This is a genomic window from Acinetobacter parvus DSM 16617 = CIP 108168 (genome assembly GCF_000368025.1).
Classification (GTDB): domain Bacteria; phylum Pseudomonadota; class Gammaproteobacteria; order Pseudomonadales; family Moraxellaceae; genus Acinetobacter; species Acinetobacter parvus.
Window position 1 is genome coordinate 201,878 of record NZ_KB849211.1, and the last position, 16,941, is coordinate 218,818.

The window sequence follows — 16,941 nt, forward strand, 5'->3', positions numbered from 1 at the left end:
CGGTGAACATGACCATGTACATTTGCTCGTCAATTATCCGCCTAAAGTCGCTATTTCTAGTTTGGTAAATAGCTTGAAAGGTGCATCTAGTCGAATTTTACGAACCAAACACCCTGAAATTAAAAGCAAATTATGGGGTAATGCCTTGTGGTCGCCTAGTTACTTCGCTGCATCATGCGCAGGTGCGCCTATTGGGATTATTAAGCAGTATATTCAACAACAGCAAACACCGCATTAATGGCTTACGCCAGTCGCTTATATCCTCGGGCTAAACCCCGAGGTTTTACGCTCCAATGGATAAAAAGACGCTTGCCATCTGGGCTTAGACGTGCTTTACCTTTATAGGTTTTACCTGTTTTGCTTTCAAGGATGTCTCCATCTATGTAGTTATTGGGGCGTTTCGGGTCTTCCACCAATCCAGTTAATACCTCAAGTCCCATACGTGGCTTATTGGTATAAGGTCATAAAATTAATTTTTAGCTACAGTTCTCGCTATCAGGTCTCATGTTGAACTACTTTTAACGATACAAACTTTGCATGATTGTCTTGGTCCAGCATGTATAATCTTTTTTTTATAAATATGGGTTAGGCATCAATGGAGTTACAGATTCTACAAAAACAGTTAGATGAAAGTAGCCACTGTCCACTGTGCCATGCTTCCATGTACTGGATTGATGCGGAACAATACACACATGAACTGCAATTTCATGAATGTAGCCACTGCCAGCATCGCGTTTTTAAGTCAGACAGCAACCTAAATTGTCATTGTGCCTCCTGTACAGCACAACGCAAAAAACAGACCCAACAAACGCGCTTGCAGGAACAGCGTAAAAACAAGGTAAAAGATGAAGTCATTTACAGCCTTGATCAGCTCAGTTTTCTCAACAAGTTATTCCTGCTCAGCCTACTAGATCAGTATGCGCGTGAGGATGTCCAACATGACGAACTCATTCATTGGAAAAATTGCAAATATCACGAAATTACGCCGAATTACCTATTTCAGAACCATCTTGTTCAGGAACTGCTAAAAGTAGGCATTTTAAAACCGCAGGATTCAGGCATTGAAACCGAGCATTATTACTTGAATGTTCGTCTGGATGGTTATGCTGACCCAAGTCTTTTTAGCATCACACAGCAACTGCGCCACTGGTTTTATGAAAACCTGAGTTTGGGTATTCCATTCCAGACCACGGATGAAGTGAAAGATACTCTTTACCTTGTTCTATATCAGGAAATTGTTCAGTTTATGCAGTTTTACTGCCGTACCTGGGGCATCCAGATTGCAGGAAATCGACATTTTCAGGGCTTTTGTTATCGCTTGATGGAAAGCCTTGCGGTAGGACAAATTTACTACTTAATCCAGACCGCACTGGAATATCTGTACAAACAAAAGGCATTGCAGCCCCGAAATGACAAGTTTATCAACACCAACCTGCTCAAAAAGACACTGGAACAGTATCGGGAACGTGCCTTGACTGAACGCTGGGAAACCTCCACCTTACCAAGACCACATAATATTCCGTTTAGTAAAATGAGCGAGATTCTACTGTTTAAGTTTCTTGGTTATGATGAGCATATCTTCATACAACCTGTGTGGAAATCGTGGCGTAAAATTGAACCGCGCCTCAGTTTTTATTCTGTAAAACGTTGCATGTATTGTGGTTCAAATGATCTGGTGGTGGATTATGATGCCAAGGATTATGTCTCGCTGATCTGTCGCCATTGCAAGCATCAAGACCACTATTTCACACGTTAAAGCTTATAAGGATTTGCGATGTCATCAAAACAACAACTGATTGAACAGATTATTCAGGCGTGGCATGAACTACAGCGACAAACACCTTTGGTTCAGTGCATGACCAATAGTGTTGCCAATAATTATGTGGCTAATATTCTGCTGGCGGCTGGCGCGTCCCCTGCCATGATTGACAACCCATTTGAGGCGGAAAGTTTTACGCAAATCAGTTCAGCCTTAAGTATCAATATCGGAACACCGACGACTGAACAAACTCAGGCTATGCTGATTTCGGCACAAACAGCGCAACAACATCAAGTGCCGTGGGTGCTTGATCCAGTGGGTTATGGTGCTGTTTTAAAATGGCGGAGTGAAACGGTTGACCAGCTTCTGCACTTTAAACCGAGCATTATTCGGGGCAATGCCTCTGAAATCAGTACGCTTGCAGGCAGCCAGGTACAATCAAAAGGTGTGGACAGCACCCTCGATAGTCAGGATGTCTATGCCCAGGCAAAAAGCCTATTACAGCATGCTGAATGTATTGCAATCTCAGGTGAATCGGACTACCTCATTTCCAGACAGCTTGATGCTGTGATTAAGGTTAACGGCGGGAGTCATTTGCAGCCTAAAATCACCGCAACAGGCTGTGCCCTGGGAGCATTAACGGCGGCATATAGTGCGGTCAGTTCCCCACTCATTGCAGCACTTGCCTCACATACACATTTCGCAATTGCGGGAAAGCTTGCCTATGATCAGGCACAAACCGTAGGCAGCTTTAATGTCATGTTTATGGATTATGTGCACATGCTTGATGAAAATCTGATTCAGCAATATGTGGATATAGAAATATTGGATTGACATCCTCCCCGACCTAAAGGACGGGGATTCCTCCTGCTAGACGCTCATGTCCGAGCGCAAGAATATTCAGTGCGGAATTTACATCCCGATCATGGAGCGTACCGCACTCCATACACTGCCATTCTCTTATTCCAAGACCTGCCCTACCTTTCGGACTACTGGAGCGTGAGCCACAGCACGAACACGTTTGGGTGGTATACGCTTCATTGACTTCTTCATACCATACCCCTGCGTTCTCGCATTTATACTTGAGCATGGTTCTTAGTGTTGTCCAACTTGCATCTAGCACTGATTTAGCTAATTTAGTTTGTGCGAGTGCTTTGGCATTCACATTGCCAATGAAGATTGCTGCATGTTCATTCACCAGTTTATGGCTGAATTGATGCAGCATGTTTTGACGTATATTTTTAATCTTGGCGTGAATCGCTTTGACGCGTTTCTTATTTCTCGCACGTTGAGCTATGCCAAGTTTTTGTTCGTATTGGCGATAGATTTTAGGAGCTTTGAGCTTTATACCATCTGAACAAGTGGCTAAATCCTTTAAACCCAAGTCTATGCCAATTGAGGTTTTAGCGCTGGTTTTCTCTGTTTTAATTGAATCAACTACAAGACAGACATACCAACGCCCACGACTATCCTCTACAAACGAGCCTGTTTTAACATTGTATTTGCTTAGTCCGTAGCTGTCCCATAGTTTGAATTGATGCTTGCCGTATTGAACATAGCCATTAGCATATTTGATTGCTACTTTCTTGAACGGTATCCAGCCCAATGAACGCCTAGCTGATTTTTTATTGCTGACTCGCCATTTTAATTTTGCTTTTTTGAATTGCTTTCTGCGTGTAATGAGTTCTTCTGTTATGGCTTGAATGGTTTGACTATGCAAATTGCATTCTTTCGATGTGCCTTTTGTGTATTTAGCAATATCGTATGCTGAAAAGAATTGTTGTTTTCGTTGTAGATGTTTAAAACACAAATCATTCACGTAATTCCAGACAAAATTCACCTCAGATGCCATCTGATTTAGCACCTTGCAATGTTTGTCTTTTATGCGTAATTTGAGTGTCTTCATACAATTATTTTAACCGTATTTTTCTTAATAGTGATTATGGCAAAAGTATTTAAAACGACATTTCATGTCGTATGGCTTACGCCAGTCGCTTATATCCTCGGGCTAAACCCCGAGGTTTTACGCTCCAATGGATAAAACCCTATTTGGCATGAATAAAAGCCATTAAATAATGTCTAAATCATTGCCTTGAATCAGGTATGGCATTTATTCATCCTATTCAATAAACAACAGGGCTAAACGCACTTGATCATAAGCCATACGTGGACTGGTTGCCTCTACAATTGGACGCAGCTTGATTGAGCCATCTTCAGTGAAATGTTCAGGATTTTGGCGTTTTTGCAATTTCTTATAGATTTTGCGCACCTCTTCCACTACTTCATCGCCAGGATGGGCCACTGAAATATCCAGATTCTGTTCTTTGTGCAAGCGTGCCAAATGATTGATGATGGTTGCAGGAGTCAGCCCTCTTTCACTGGCAATATCTTCAATATCATAACCCTCTTCAAACAGTGCCTTGGTTTCATCCAGAGTCGCGGTGGCATAACTTTGCTTTCCACCTTTGCTGAGCTTTTTCTCATTACGGCTAATTTCAGTCGGATTTAGCGTACCACCACAATGACGGATAAATGCATTTTGCTGTGTGGTTAAATCAACGTTTTCAAAATTGACTTCGGCTTCAGTAGAAAGTTCCTGAAAACGGCGATCCGCCTTAATGGCCAGACTATCCAACTCTAAAGCCTGATCATTAAAACCCAGTAGTTTTAAACCATTCAGGGACTTTAACCGCGACAAAGCCACATAGCCCTGACCTTTTTCAAAGGTATGGGTCAGGTTGATTTCTGCGGCTTCCAGTGTCATGCCCTGACTTTTATGGATGGTGATTGCCCAGGCTAAACGTAAGGGAATCTGCTGAAAACTGGCAATCACCTTGCCTGCCTCATTTTCAATCGACCAAGTTTCTGGCTCAACCAATAAAGTTGTACCATCGGTCAATTTTACTTTAGGCAAAATACCGTTCTGATCATCTTCCTCAAAACCAATCACTTCTCCCAAGCTGCCATTGATATAGCCAAGGTCAAAGTTGTTTTTCACAAACATTACCTTGGCATGCTTTTTTAGGGTCAGTTCTTCAGGCGCACGTACAGACGATTTCAATGTTTCAATCAGCTTTTCATTACCATCCAGCACCGCATTAAACTGATGGCTTTCATTGTCAATCTCATTGAGATGTTGATAGTTAATATTATCTACATCCATATTATGGGTATATAAACGGGTAAAGGTTTCACCAATATCGTGCTGGCGTGATTGCTGTAACGCTCGAATATGTTCGGCCTGAATACTCTGCGCCCGAATCGCATTTAAAATCTGGTTGAGGATTTCATCATCCTGACGGTGTTGTTCGGTGAGATAACACACCCGAAATTTCGCCTCCACCCAAGCCTCAGACATAAAGCAGAATTTATCCCGATTGGCTTCACCATTACGCCCGACTGGTGGCAACTGGAAAAAATCGCCAGCGACAATGACCTGAATACCGCCAAACGCCTCATCACTCTCTTTAAAGTATTTTAATACCTGATTGACCAGATTCAGCTGCTTGGCATGCAGCATTGAGATTTCATCAATGATGAGAACCTGCGCATTTTCCAGATGCTCTTTTAAATATTTTCGCTCTTTCATACGCTTGAGATCATCATCACTCAAACTGTCTTTAATTCCAATACCCGCCCAGGTATGAATGGTCATCCCGTTCATGTGCGTTGCGGCAATCCCTGTAGATGCAGTAATAGCAACAGGCACCTTACGTGCCTTGAGGTAATTGATATATTGATTAAGCGTATAGGTTTTTCCTGCACCTGCTGAACCCGTTAAAAAAACATTTTCTCCAGCTTTCAATAATTTCAGTGCAGTCTCTTGTTTCATAATTTCATCAGGTAAAAGTAGCAACCCATAGCTTACCGATTTTTTCTCAAAAATAAAAACCTAAACCGATCTGGAAAACCATTCATATCTCAGATTGCCATTGACATCCAGATGTTTTCATTTAATGTGTTGATGAATGAATTTAGACTTTACATCAAAAATGAATACTTTAAATTTTTATACTTATCAACCAGATATCCTAGGGAATGGTTATCAGCAACTGACCCTGAACTTTGCTGATGATTATGATGGGAAAGTTGTTGCCACATTGGTTAGAAAAAAAGCTGCTCAGGCCACCAAAAAGGCTGTGTTGTATGTTCATGGCTTTACCGATTATTTCTTTCAAAAAGAAATGGCTGAACAGTTCAACCAGCATGGCTATGACTTCTACGCACTTGACCTTAGAAAATATGGGCGTTCCAAATTACCGCATCAAACCCTGTATTACGTGCGGGATTTACGTGAATATGATGCTGAAATCAGCAAGTCACTGGAGATCATCGGTCAGGAAAACCATAATCAGGTTTTGCTTGCTGGACATTCAACAGGTGGCTTGATCACAACCCTATATGCAGCACATTATCCTGACCATCGTCTGGTTAAGGCGTTATGGGCAAATAGTCCATTTTATGATTTCTTTAAGAGCATCATTGAGAAAAAAGTGGGGATTCCATTGCTGAGTGAATTTGGCAAGCGTTTCCCAAATGCCAAGTTTCCAAGCGGTCTAAACCCGTGGTATGTACCAAGTTTGCATAAAAAATTTCATGGTGAATGGGAGTTCAATCTGGAATGGAAACCTGAATCCATGCCATTTGTACAACTGTGCTTTGTGCATGCCATCCATGAAGCGCAAAAAGAAATCCATAAAGGCATTACACTGAATATTCCAACCCTGATCATGCATTCACACCAATCCAAATACCCTAAAAAATGGGGAATTGATGCCCAGCAAAGCGACGTCATTCTTGATGTCAAAGACATGACCAATAATGCCAAAAAAATGAAAGGTGATATACAGACTTTATCAGTACACAACGGCTTGCATGATCTGGTACTTTCGGCCCCACCAGTACGGGAAAAAGTATACCAAGACTTATTTGCCTGGCTTGAGCAAAAAATGCCTTAACTCACTTCCAATATAGTGACCTGATAAACCATGAATACGATGGCAGTTTCATTACCTAAAACAGTTTATGCAATTCAACATCTTGCCTTTGAGGATTTAGGTTCTCTGGAAGATGCTTTTTATAAACTTGGCTTCCGCGTCCGTTATTTCGAAGCGGGTGTTGACGATCTCAGCCCAGCCCTCAATTATGAGGGTTTAACCATCATCCTCGGTGGGCCAATTGGTGTTTATGAAACTGAGGACTACCCTTTCCTGATTGATGAGATTGAGTTGCTTAAACAGCGTTTGGCAGCCAATAAACCCACCATTGGTATTTGTCTGGGGGCGCAGCTAATTGCCCATGCACTGGGTGCCAAAGTCTATGCTGGACACCAAAAAGAGATTGGCTGGGGCAAACTGGACATTCAGCCTACTGCTGAAAATATTCTGGCAGCGCTTGAAGATAACCATGTGTTGCATTGGCATGGCGACACATTCGACTTACCAGATCATGCGACCTTATTGGCAAGTTCAGATATTTATCCTCATCAAGCCTTTGCGATCGGAAAGCAGATTTTAGCCTTACAGTTTCATCTGGAAGTGAATCAAAACAGCTTTGAGAAATGGTTAATTGGTCATACCTGCGAAATACGTCATGCCAATTTGTCTATTCCCCAGTTAAGACAGGATAATCTGCTTTATGCAGCCCAATTGGAAAATCAGGCACAAAAAATTATCCAACGTTTTTTAGAAAATCTCAGCCATTAAAATAAAATGGTGGAAATCAAAAAGCCTAGATGTTCTAGGCTTTTGCGGCTTTAGACACCTAAATGATTAATGCTGTTGAATTGATTTTTGCATCTGTGTCGTATTCTGCTTCTGTTGCGATGGCATATAATCAGGCTCATTGCTAACAGCAAGAAAGAAGAAGACTAAAAACAAACAGCCTAATAAAATACTGATTCCAACGGTGAGATATGGAAATTTTGCTTGCTCTTTAGACATATCGTCTGCTCCTATTTAAATACTAAAATTCAATACTGCATCATCTACATCATGGATAATGCCCTGTAACTGGCACCATTTTGAATACGGGTTTGCATATATTCAGCATAGACCGACAACTTTTCAAAAATGTGTTCTGAATAAAACATATCTTCAATTAAATGAGTGGCCTGTTTTTGGCTAAACTGGCCAATCTGTGCCACCAGTTGCGCATTCAGGTTCGAAAACAAAGTACAAATCGTTTTATGAAACTCATCTTTGTTTTTAAACAATAATTTTCGGGTATTAATCAATTTATCATTAACACTACGTTCTGTTGTATCGCAGCAAATCACGTCAATTTTTATCTGCAAATAATCCTGCAAGATTTGAATTTGATCCTGATTTACAGGTAAATGTGTAATCAAGAAAAGATGGGAAATATCTGTTCGACAGAGGGCTTTAACCAAAGCTCGAAACAGAAAATCAGCTTCTTTTTTAGGCTGTTCAACCAAATCCACATAAAGCTTTAGGCTTTGGAGCACTTCTTCAATTTTTAAATTGACACTTTTCTCAGCCTGATAATATTGATTCAGGATCGCCAAAACAGCGGTTGAAATCGGTGTTGTATAAATCACGGGCTGATTTAAATTGGCAATAATAAATGGGGCAAACAAATACCCAAGATTATTGTCATTTTCCTCTATTTTTGCTTGCACAATATAAGCGACTTTTTCTTTAGAAAAGTCTCTTAATACCTTGCCTCGTAACAAGGTTGCTTCAAGATTTACATAGTCAAGATGTAGCTGTTCTTGTACTGCTTGCGAAACCTCGCCATCCTGAAAAAGCTGGGTTATCGCATTAAGTTCTTTAGTTACAAACATCGCCCTATACACCTTTCAGCCAAACCATTGTCTTCTGATTGATCTGTACGTTTTGTATATTATTTAACAAGCCGTACCATTCTTGGTGTTATTTTGTAGAACATATCAATCGCTGAATAGCTACAGAGGCTGTCTAAAAAAATATAACAGATGATTTATTTCCATCCCATCTGTTATAAAATTAGATAAATTACTCACAATACTCATAAACAGGTTCTCATTTTGGATTCAGTACCTTATGTATAAAGCAGAACAGTTAGCGCATAGCCTGAAACTTCTCATCCAAAACGGGACATGGGAACCGCACAGCAAACTGCCATCTTTACGTGAACAGGTACAACGCTCAGGCTTGAGCCTCATCACAGTCATGAATGCCTATCAGGAGCTGGAAGCGCAGGGACTGATTTATTCAAAGGAAAAGTCGGGTTATTTTGTGGCTGAACAGAATCATATTCAGATTCCACAGGCCTATTCGGTGGTCTCTTTAAATCCCAAAGTTGAAATTAACTCACTAGTGTTTAAATACCTCAAGTCGATTCAATCCAAACAGGTCAGCCTACTAGGCTCTGCATTTCCAGATAGTCAGTTACTCTATCCACCCAAACTGATTCAGATCATGGGACAGCTTTCCCGTAATCGACATAGTTATGATCAGACCAGCAACCTACCGCCTGGGAATTTAGCACTCAGAAAACTGATTGCTCAACGCTATTGTATGCAAGGCATTCCAACTGATGCAGATGACATTGTCATTACATCTGGTGGCTTAGAGGCTTTGAATCTTTCACTGCAAGCGATTACCCAGCCTGGCGATTATATTTTACTACAGCAAACCATCTTTTATGGTGCATGGCAGGCTGCGGAACGCTTGGGTTTAAAGGTAATTACTCTTCCTGAGCACCCACAGCATGGCTTCGATATTGAAGCCTTTGAGCAAGTCATCAAGAATTACCCAATTAAGGTCTGCTGGTTTATGCTAAACGCCCATAACCCGATTGGATTTACGGTCAGTGATGAGATCAAATATAAAATCGCCAAGCTGTTGCATGAACATCAAATTCATTTGATCGAAGATGATGTCTATGAAGAACTGTTTTATGGCAATCAAAAGCCGCTACCCATGAAGTATTTTGATCAGCAAAATCTGGTGTTGCACTGCTCTTCTTTTTCCAAAACCTTGGGTTCGGGGTTCCGTATGGGATGGGTCTATGCTGGCAAATTTTCCGAACATATTCAGCATTTGCAATTGATGAGCACCATTTCAGCCAATGCGCTGATCCAGAATGCGCTGGTGGAGTTTCTCTCCCATCATCATTATGAAAAGCATCTGAGAACGCTTAGACGGGCTTTGGAAAAGAATAAAAAACAATTCTTTCAATATCTCAAACAACATCTACCGAAAGACTGTAAGGTATATAACTATCCAAGTGGCTATTTTCTCTGGATTCAGTTGCCAGACAAAGTCAGCAGTATGCAAGTCTATGAACAGCTGATTCAACAACAGGTAGGCGTTGCACCAAGCCCCTTATTTAATGTGTTGCCCTCACATCAACATTTTATTCGTATGAATTGTTCTTTCGAATGGACCGAACAGATTCAGCATTCGCTAAAACTTTTTATTAAAACGATTCAGTTGGTGATGTCGGATGAAGTGGCTTTGGACAAATAGCTTTTGCGATACTGACTCGGTGTTTCCCCAAACATCTTTTTAAAAGCGCGAATAAAATTGGTGGCTTCTTCATAACCCACCAGACCTGCAACGTTCTGAATAGTATATTGTGGTTGTTGCAGTAACTTCCTGGCTTGACAAAAACGTACCTCAGCCAAAATCTGCAAGAACGTCGTTCCTTGTGCCTGTAAATGTCGCTTGATGGTTCGTTCAGACATATTCAAGCGTTGCGCAATTAAAGGAAGTGTTGGATAACCATTGCTTGAGTTATAAAGTAGTTCAGATTTAATACTTTTTTGCAGATCCCGCGTTGTTTCTTTGACTAATTTAAGTTTGTCATTTTCGCAATATAATAATGCCTGCTGGAATGCGACTTGATCAGCATTGGGATTTTTACAATGCAGATATTGCTTGGGAAAACGCAAACCATTGCGTTGCTGATTAAAATGAATCTTGATTTGGGAGAGATCGATACGTTTATAATTCTGTGCATCGGACCAATCGACAAAGACCTCACAACGTTCAACAATTTTTTTAGAAAATACACCAAGAAAATGAATTGCGCCAAACAGCAAACTCTCAATCAGAAAGTGTCGTAATTGATCAGATTGCTGCTCATTGCCAAATTTAACCGGATGTACACCATCCAAATAGACATAGACAAAGTCTTCATCAATATACGATTCAGGGGTAAAGTTCTGGATTCGTGTACAGAAATACTGTTGGCACAGCGTTAATGCAGTTTCAACATCCGTACAACTCAGAAATGCAAAACCTAAGGCTCCATGCGAAGTGGGACGTAATTTAAAACCATATTCAATGCCCAGACGCGGATTTCCCGTCAGCCTTAAAGCATTCACCACCAGCTTTGACCATTGATGCGCACTCATTTTGGCATCGGCTTGTTTCATTTCTGTGAGCATTAATCCTGTACCAGCCAAAACTGTTTCAGTATCAATCGCATAATCATGCACAATTTCTAATAATAGATGTGCATAAGAAACCGAGATGGTTTCTTGAAACAATCCAAAAGGATCTCGCATCGCACATCCCCTGTCCTAAAATGATCATCAATATGGCATAGTCACACCTATTGTGCGAGTGTTTTATTCGAAATAATGACTGCAATCAATCAACCATCGCAGAATGAGGAAGCGCTTCAATGACCACCATGACGCTTGATCAACAGCAGTCTATTTATGTTCTCACCTTAACCAATGGCGATCAGGACAATGCCTTAAATCAAGATGTGCTAAATGAATATATCGAGATCTTTGATGAAATCGAACGTGATTCGCACAATGCTTGCCTAGTCATTCAAAGCGACCATCCCAAAACATTTTGCAATGGCTTAGACCTCGCATGGTTAATGCAACAATCCATGCAAGATAAAAAAGCCTTTACCTTACAACTGGAAAATATGCTGCTGCGCTTGGCTTTGCTTAATCTACCTGTCATTGCGGAAATTAACGGCAATGCTTATGCTGGTGGTGCAATCTTGGCATCTGCATGTGATTTTCGCTTGATGCGGGCAGATAAAGGACGTTTTTGCTTTCCCGAAGTCAAACTCACTATTCCTTTCACTGACTGTATTGCAGAGATTGTGCAGCTCATTCCCAATCAACATGCGATCTGGGAGATGTCATTAACGGGTAAATCCATGACAGGGATTGAGTGCTTAGACGCACATGTGGTTCATCAAATTCACCCTGCCGAATCATTAAATAATGAAGTATTTAAGTTTGCTGAAGAGATGTCACAAAAGCATCGCCAAACCTATGCCGTAATCAAACGTCAGTTACGCCATCGCATTGTTGAAATTGCCAAACAACGACAGCTATACAATCCAGAAAAATTTGCACATCCTTTTATGATTTAAATCAGCTTTTATAACAACTCGAATATAGGACATCTACATGAGTAATATGCAAGGAAAAACTATTTTTATTACTGGTGGCAGCCGAGGAATTGGCAGAGCCATTGCGCTGAAAGCAGCACAAGCTGGGGCAAATGTTGTCATTGCAGCAAAAACTGAAGTGGAAACAGCGAAATTAACGGGCACGATTTATAGCGTCGCCGAAGAGATTGATGCTGCTGGCGGCAAAGCTCTGCCCATACTTTTAGATGTGCGAGATGAACAGCAGATTCATGCTGCCATGCAACAAGCAGCCAGGAACTTTGGTGGTATTGATGTATTAATAAACAATGCAGGTGCAATTGCACTCACAGGTGTCGAAGCCACTTCCTTAAAACAATATGACCTGATCCAAACCATTAACCACCGTGCAACCTTTATTTGTGCGCAGGCCGCTTTGCCCTATCTCAAACAAGCACAACATCCGCATATTTTAAGCTTATCGCCACCTGTAAATATGTCACCTAAATGGTTAGGCATGCTCTCGCCTTATGCCTTGTCTAAGTATGGTATGACAATTCTGACTTTAGGTATGGCAGAGGAATTTCAGCATTATGGAATTTCCTGTAACACGCTTTGGCCTGAGACCTATATTGCAACGGCAGCTGTTTCGAAAAACCTAGGTGAGGAAAATACCTTACAGGTCAGTCGTAAACCTGAAATTATGGCAGATGCGGCTTATGCGATTTATACCACCGCCAAAGGTGAACTTACGGGACAAAGCCTCACCGATGAACAGGCCTTAGCCAGAATTGGCATTACGGATTTTTCTAAATATGCTTGTGTTGATGGTCATACACAACTACAAAAAGATTTCTTTCTGGATTGATCTGGGTGCAATATCATTTTTAGCAACCTACTCAAATAGTTGAACTGAACCATTTAGTTCCATTCTATTTATCAAGGTTGAAAGCAGCCAAAAAGCTGCCTTTCAATCTTGAAAACGCTCCATGTCATACAAGTTTCCACTATTTTTAACTGCCCCCACCCACCAGCAAGGCTGGAAACCAGCACCATTCATAAACAGATAAAATTTGAGCAATCACATTCCAACCACAAATATATTCATCTTAGCTTTTGATTTATAAGCATATAAAAATAAAAAATTATTTTTCAAATTTAACCCAAATAACAAGATAGACATACAGTTTGCCAAAATATTAAGCATGTCATTATAAGTTTGCATGCTAAACTATGCCTTGGTTTGAAAAAGGATCGTCTTGACTATGCAGTTTGTTCATCTCGGTATACATACAGAATTTTCGATTACCGAATCGATTGTTCGCATACCCGATTTGGTCAAAGTTGCTGCTGCAGAAGAAATGCCTGCGCTTGCCATCACCGATTTGTCCAACCTGCATGCGGCGATAAAATTTTACGGCGCATGTCTGGGTAAAGGCATCAAGCCTATTATGGGCAGTGTCATTCGCCTGAATGATGCTGAACATCGCGCAACCTTGCTTGCCATGAGTAACAAGGGATGGCGGAATTTAACTGAGATTGTGTCGCGTGGTTTTATTGAGGGACAACAACTCAGCACACCCTGCATACAAAAAGAATGGATACTCGAACAGGCGCAAGACCTGATCATTCTGCTGGGTCAGCACAGTGATGTTGGCAAGATGCTCTGCTCATCCAACCCACAGAAAGCTGAACCGTTACTGGAAGCGTGGATTGAGGAATTTGGCGACCGTGTTTATTTAGCCCTGACCCGTACCGAACGTGTTGGCGAAGAGGATTTTATCCTACAGGCTGCAAAACTTGCCGCAAAATATCAAATTGGTGTGGTGGCACACAACGATGTGCATTTTATTGAGCAGGACGATTTTGAGGCGCATGAAGCCCGTGTATGTATTGCCGATGGTTATGTCCTAAGTGACGACAAACGCCCCAAACCCTACAGCCCTGAACAATATTTTAAAACGGCCGAGCAAATGTCTGAACTATTTTCAGACATTCCAAGTGCCCTGGAAAACACCTACGAGATTGCGAAACGCTGCAATGTCAGCTTACAGTTGGGTACTTATTTCCTACCTGACTTCCCAATTCCAGATGGCTATACCATTGACACCTATTTTGAGCATTTGTCGCGTACAGGTCTGGAAGAACGTCTAAATCATCTTTACCCAGTTGAAAAACGTGGTGAAGACTGGGCAGAGGTTCGCCAGCCCTACGATGAGCGAATCAAGTATGAAGTCGACATTATCCTGAAAATGGGATTCCCAGGCTACTTCCTGATCGTCATGGACTTTATCCAGTGGGCAAAAAATAATGGCGTACCTGTGGGGCCTGGTCGTGGTTCAGGTGCAGGTTCACTGGTTGCTTATAGCTTAAAGATTACCGACCTTGACCCACTGCGTTATGATCTACTGTTTGAACGTTTCCTTAACCCAGAACGTGTCTCCATGCCCGATTTTGACGTGGATTTCTGCATTGCAGGCCGTGACCGTGTAATTGAGTATGTGGCACAGCATTATGGTCGTGAAGCGGTTTCACAGATTGCAACATTCGGTACTATGGCAGCCAAAGGTGCGATTCGTGATGTTGCCCGTGTACTGGGCAAGTCTTATGGTCTGGCTGACCGTATTTCCAAAATGGTGCCAACCAAACCGCTGGGTGTGGATTTAAAGCAAGCGATTGAAATGGAGCCGCAGCTCAAGGATATCGTCACCAATCCATCCAACCCAGATCATGATGATGCCGCCGAAATCTGGGAAATGGCGCTCAAGCTTGAGGGCATTACCCGTAACACAGGCAAGCATGCGGGTGGTGTGGTCATTGCACCAGGTAAAATTACTGATTATTCCGCGGTGCTATGTGATGCTGATGGCACTAACCGCGTTGCACAATATGATAAAGATGACGTTGAAGCTGCAGGTCTGGTTAAATTTGACTTCTTAGGTTTGCGTAACCTGACCGTTATTGAGGATGCCGTTCAGAATATTAATAAAAGAATCAAGTCAGATACCCCACTCGACATTGCCAATGTTGAACTGGATGACAAAGATGCCTATCTGGTTTTTGCCGAGGCAAACACCACTGCGGTATTCCAGTTTGAATCCGTCGGCATGAAAAAGATGCTCAAGGAAGCCAGACCGAGCAAGTTTGAAGAGATCATCGCGTTCGTTTCCCTATACCGTCCTGGCCCGATGGACCTGATTCCAGACTTTATCCACCGTATGCATGGTGGCGAGTTTGAATATCTGCATCCATTGCTTGAAAGTGTATTGGAACCCACTTATGGCATCATGGTGTATCAGGAACAGGTCATGCAGGCAGCACAGTTCTGTGCAGGCTATACGCTGGGTGGCGCGGACCTGCTGCGTCGCGCCATGGGTAAAAAGAAACCCGAGGAAATGGTCAAACAGCGCCAGATCTTTATTGAAGGTGCTGCCAAGAAAGATATTAATGAGGCAACCGCGAACCATATCTTTGACTATATGGAAAAGTTTGCTGGCTATGGTTTTAACAAATCACACGCCGCAGCCTATGCACTGGTTGCCTATCATACAGCATGGTTAAAGGCACATTACCCTGCCGAATTTATGGCGGCGGTATTGTCATCGGAAATGCAGAACACTGACAGCATTGTATTCCTGATCGATGACTGCCGTAACAACAAACTCGACGTGTTGCCACCCTCTGTCAATATGTCGCTATACCATTTCCATGCCAGTGATGAACGCACCATTGTTTATGGGTTGGGTGCAATCAAGGGTGTGGGCGAACAGGCAATGCAGTCGGTGATTGATTCACGGATCAAGGAAGGCCCGTATAAAGACCTGTTTGATTTCTGCCATCGTATTGACCTGAAAAAAATCAATAAACGCACACTTGAAGCCTTGATCCGTGCAGGTGCGCTGGATTGTCTGGGCATTGAACGTTCCAGCCTGATGGCACAGCTTCCAGAAGCGGTCCAGGCGGCTGAACAGGCACGTAGCAACCGTGAAACGGGAATTATGGACCTGTTTGGTGAGGTTGAGGAAGTTCAGCGTAAACCAGCCAAACCTGTCAAACCGTGGTCAGATGAAGTCCGTTTAAAAGGTGAAAAAGATACGCTGGGCCTGTATTTAACAGGTCACCCGATTGATATCTATCGTGCTGAACTCAAGCAATTTGTTTCTGTAAAACTAAACGAACTGACGCCAACAAGACGGGGTGTCACCAGCATTTTTGCGGGTCTGGTGGTGGATATTGCCAACTTCCCGAACCGTATTATGATTACCCTGGATGATGGCACTGCCCGTGTTGAAATCAGCTGCAATCATGAACGTTTCCAGCGCCATAAAGACATTATCAAACTGGAACAGGTGGTGGTGATTGAGGGTGAGATTTATGAACGTGAGGGCTTTGACCGCCCGATGGCACGTTTAAGCAAGGCATTTAATTTAAATGAAATACGGCAAAAACGGGCACAGAACATTCAGATTCGCCTGGCACATGACCTGATGGGTAAATCTTTGGCAAAAGATCTGCAAGGCATGCTTTTGCCTTACTGCAACATTGATATGTGTCAGCATATTGGGGTGAAAATCCAGCTTGAGCAAAGTTTTGCAAGCGCTGAACTGCTGCTGGGCGCACAATGGAAAGTTGCCCCACTTGACGAGCTACTCGCTAAACTGCGTGACTATTTCGGCAAGGATGCGATTTACATCGAATATCAGGTCAAGTCTAAAGCTGCCAAAGTGGTTGAAACGCCAAAAGTTGCGGTTGTTGCGCCACCTCCTGACAATATGTCAATGGACGAAGCTTTAGACCTCTATCAAGCCGAAGTCTCCCAATATTCTTAATTT

The 16,941-nt window shown here is 42.2% G+C and carries 14 protein-coding genes and 1 pseudogene; 9 read left to right on the forward strand and 6 right to left on the reverse strand.

Going from position 1 to position 16,941, the window contains the following annotated elements; genetic code table 11:
- Nucleotides 1-238: IS200/IS605 family transposase (tnpA, locus tag F988_RS03140; protein ID WP_004680987.1), on the forward strand; the 238-nt coding region annotated here is incomplete at its 5' end.
- 4 nt (nucleotides 239-242) lie between these two features.
- Here tnpA and F988_RS03145 read toward each other — a convergent pair.
- Nucleotides 243-443 (reverse strand): annotated as a pseudogene (locus F988_RS03145) (DUF2147 domain-containing protein); the annotation flags it as partial.
- Nucleotides 444-595: 152 nt separating this feature from the next.
- On the opposite strand from F988_RS03145, the gene F988_RS03150 reads away from it, so the two are divergent.
- Entirely contained in the window at nucleotides 596-1,756 is a 1,161-nt protein-coding gene (locus F988_RS03150; protein WP_004680991.1) for a hypothetical protein, read from the forward strand.
- Between the two features lie 18 nt (nucleotides 1,757-1,774).
- A complete protein-coding gene (gene thiM / locus F988_RS03155) occupies nucleotides 1,775-2,593 on the forward strand; it encodes a hydroxyethylthiazole kinase (RefSeq protein ID WP_004680992.1) in 819 nt (272 codons plus the stop codon).
- A 13-nt stretch (nucleotides 2,594-2,606) separates the two neighbouring features.
- On the opposite strand, the gene F988_RS03160 is transcribed toward thiM, so the two are convergent.
- Nucleotides 2,607-3,665 (reverse strand): RNA-guided endonuclease InsQ/TnpB family protein, encoded by a 1,059-nt coding sequence (locus F988_RS03160; protein ID WP_034426612.1) that lies wholly within the window; start codon nucleotides 3,663-3,665, stop codon nucleotides 2,607-2,609.
- Between the two features lie 213 nt (nucleotides 3,666-3,878).
- On the reverse strand, nucleotides 3,879-5,591 hold the full coding sequence (locus F988_RS03165; RefSeq protein ID WP_004680996.1) for an AAA family ATPase: 1,713 nt from the start codon (nucleotides 5,589-5,591) through the stop codon (nucleotides 3,879-3,881).
- A 160-nt stretch (nucleotides 5,592-5,751) separates the two neighbouring features.
- Between F988_RS03165 and F988_RS03170 the strand changes: the two genes are divergently transcribed.
- Both F988_RS03170 and F988_RS03175 read left to right on the forward strand, forming a co-directional pair.
- Nucleotides 5,752-6,717 (forward strand): alpha/beta hydrolase, encoded by a 966-nt coding sequence (locus F988_RS03170; protein WP_004680998.1) that lies wholly within the window; start codon nucleotides 5,752-5,754, stop codon nucleotides 6,715-6,717.
- Between the two features lie 30 nt (nucleotides 6,718-6,747).
- Nucleotides 6,748-7,464, forward strand: coding sequence for a glutamine amidotransferase (locus tag F988_RS03175; RefSeq protein WP_004681000.1), 717 nt, complete (start codon nucleotides 6,748-6,750; stop codon nucleotides 7,462-7,464).
- 66 nt (nucleotides 7,465-7,530) lie between these two features.
- Here F988_RS03175 and F988_RS15165 read toward each other — a convergent pair whose 3' ends face one another.
- Both F988_RS15165 and F988_RS03180 read right to left on the reverse strand, forming a co-directional pair.
- Nucleotides 7,531-7,701: a cbb3-type cytochrome oxidase assembly protein gene (locus F988_RS15165; protein WP_004677895.1), complete on the reverse strand. Its 171-nt coding sequence runs from the start codon at nucleotides 7,699-7,701 to the stop codon at nucleotides 7,531-7,533.
- 44 nt (nucleotides 7,702-7,745) lie between these two features.
- Complete coding sequence (locus F988_RS03180) at nucleotides 7,746-8,564, reverse strand: hypothetical protein (RefSeq protein ID WP_004681003.1); 819 nt, start codon at nucleotides 8,562-8,564, stop codon at nucleotides 7,746-7,748.
- 238 nt (nucleotides 8,565-8,802) lie between these two features.
- On the opposite strand from F988_RS03180, the gene F988_RS03185 reads away from it, so the two are divergent.
- The gene (locus F988_RS03185) at nucleotides 8,803-10,233 is read left to right on the forward strand and encodes an aminotransferase-like domain-containing protein (RefSeq protein WP_004681004.1); all 1,431 of its coding nucleotides are present in this window, start codon (nucleotides 8,803-8,805) and stop codon (nucleotides 10,231-10,233) included.
- Here F988_RS03185 and F988_RS03190 read toward each other — a convergent pair.
- Nucleotides 10,194-11,276 carry a helix-turn-helix transcriptional regulator gene (locus F988_RS03190; protein ID WP_004681005.1) on the reverse strand — a complete coding sequence of 361 codons (1,083 nt, stop codon included), beginning with the start codon at nucleotides 11,274-11,276 and terminating at the stop codon, nucleotides 10,194-10,196. The two genes, F988_RS03185 and F988_RS03190, sit on opposite strands and share 40 nt — an antisense overlap.
- Nucleotides 11,277-11,395: 119 nt before the next feature.
- On the opposite strand from F988_RS03190, the gene F988_RS03195 reads away from it, so the two are divergent.
- From F988_RS03195 to dnaE, 3 genes are all read left to right on the forward strand, one after another.
- Nucleotides 11,396-12,112, forward strand: a complete 717-nt coding sequence (locus tag F988_RS03195; RefSeq protein WP_004681006.1) for an enoyl-CoA hydratase/isomerase family protein — start codon at nucleotides 11,396-11,398, stop codon at nucleotides 12,110-12,112.
- Nucleotides 12,113-12,149: 37 nt separating this feature from the next.
- Nucleotides 12,150-12,977, forward strand: a complete 828-nt coding sequence (locus F988_RS03200) for an SDR family oxidoreductase (RefSeq protein ID WP_004681008.1) — start codon at nucleotides 12,150-12,152, stop codon at nucleotides 12,975-12,977.
- 397 nt (nucleotides 12,978-13,374) lie between these two features.
- The gene (dnaE, locus tag F988_RS03205) at nucleotides 13,375-16,938 is read left to right on the forward strand and encodes a DNA polymerase III subunit alpha (RefSeq protein WP_004681010.1); all 3,564 of its coding nucleotides are present in this window, start codon (nucleotides 13,375-13,377) and stop codon (nucleotides 16,936-16,938) included.
- Nucleotides 16,939-16,941: the final 3 nt, after the last annotated feature.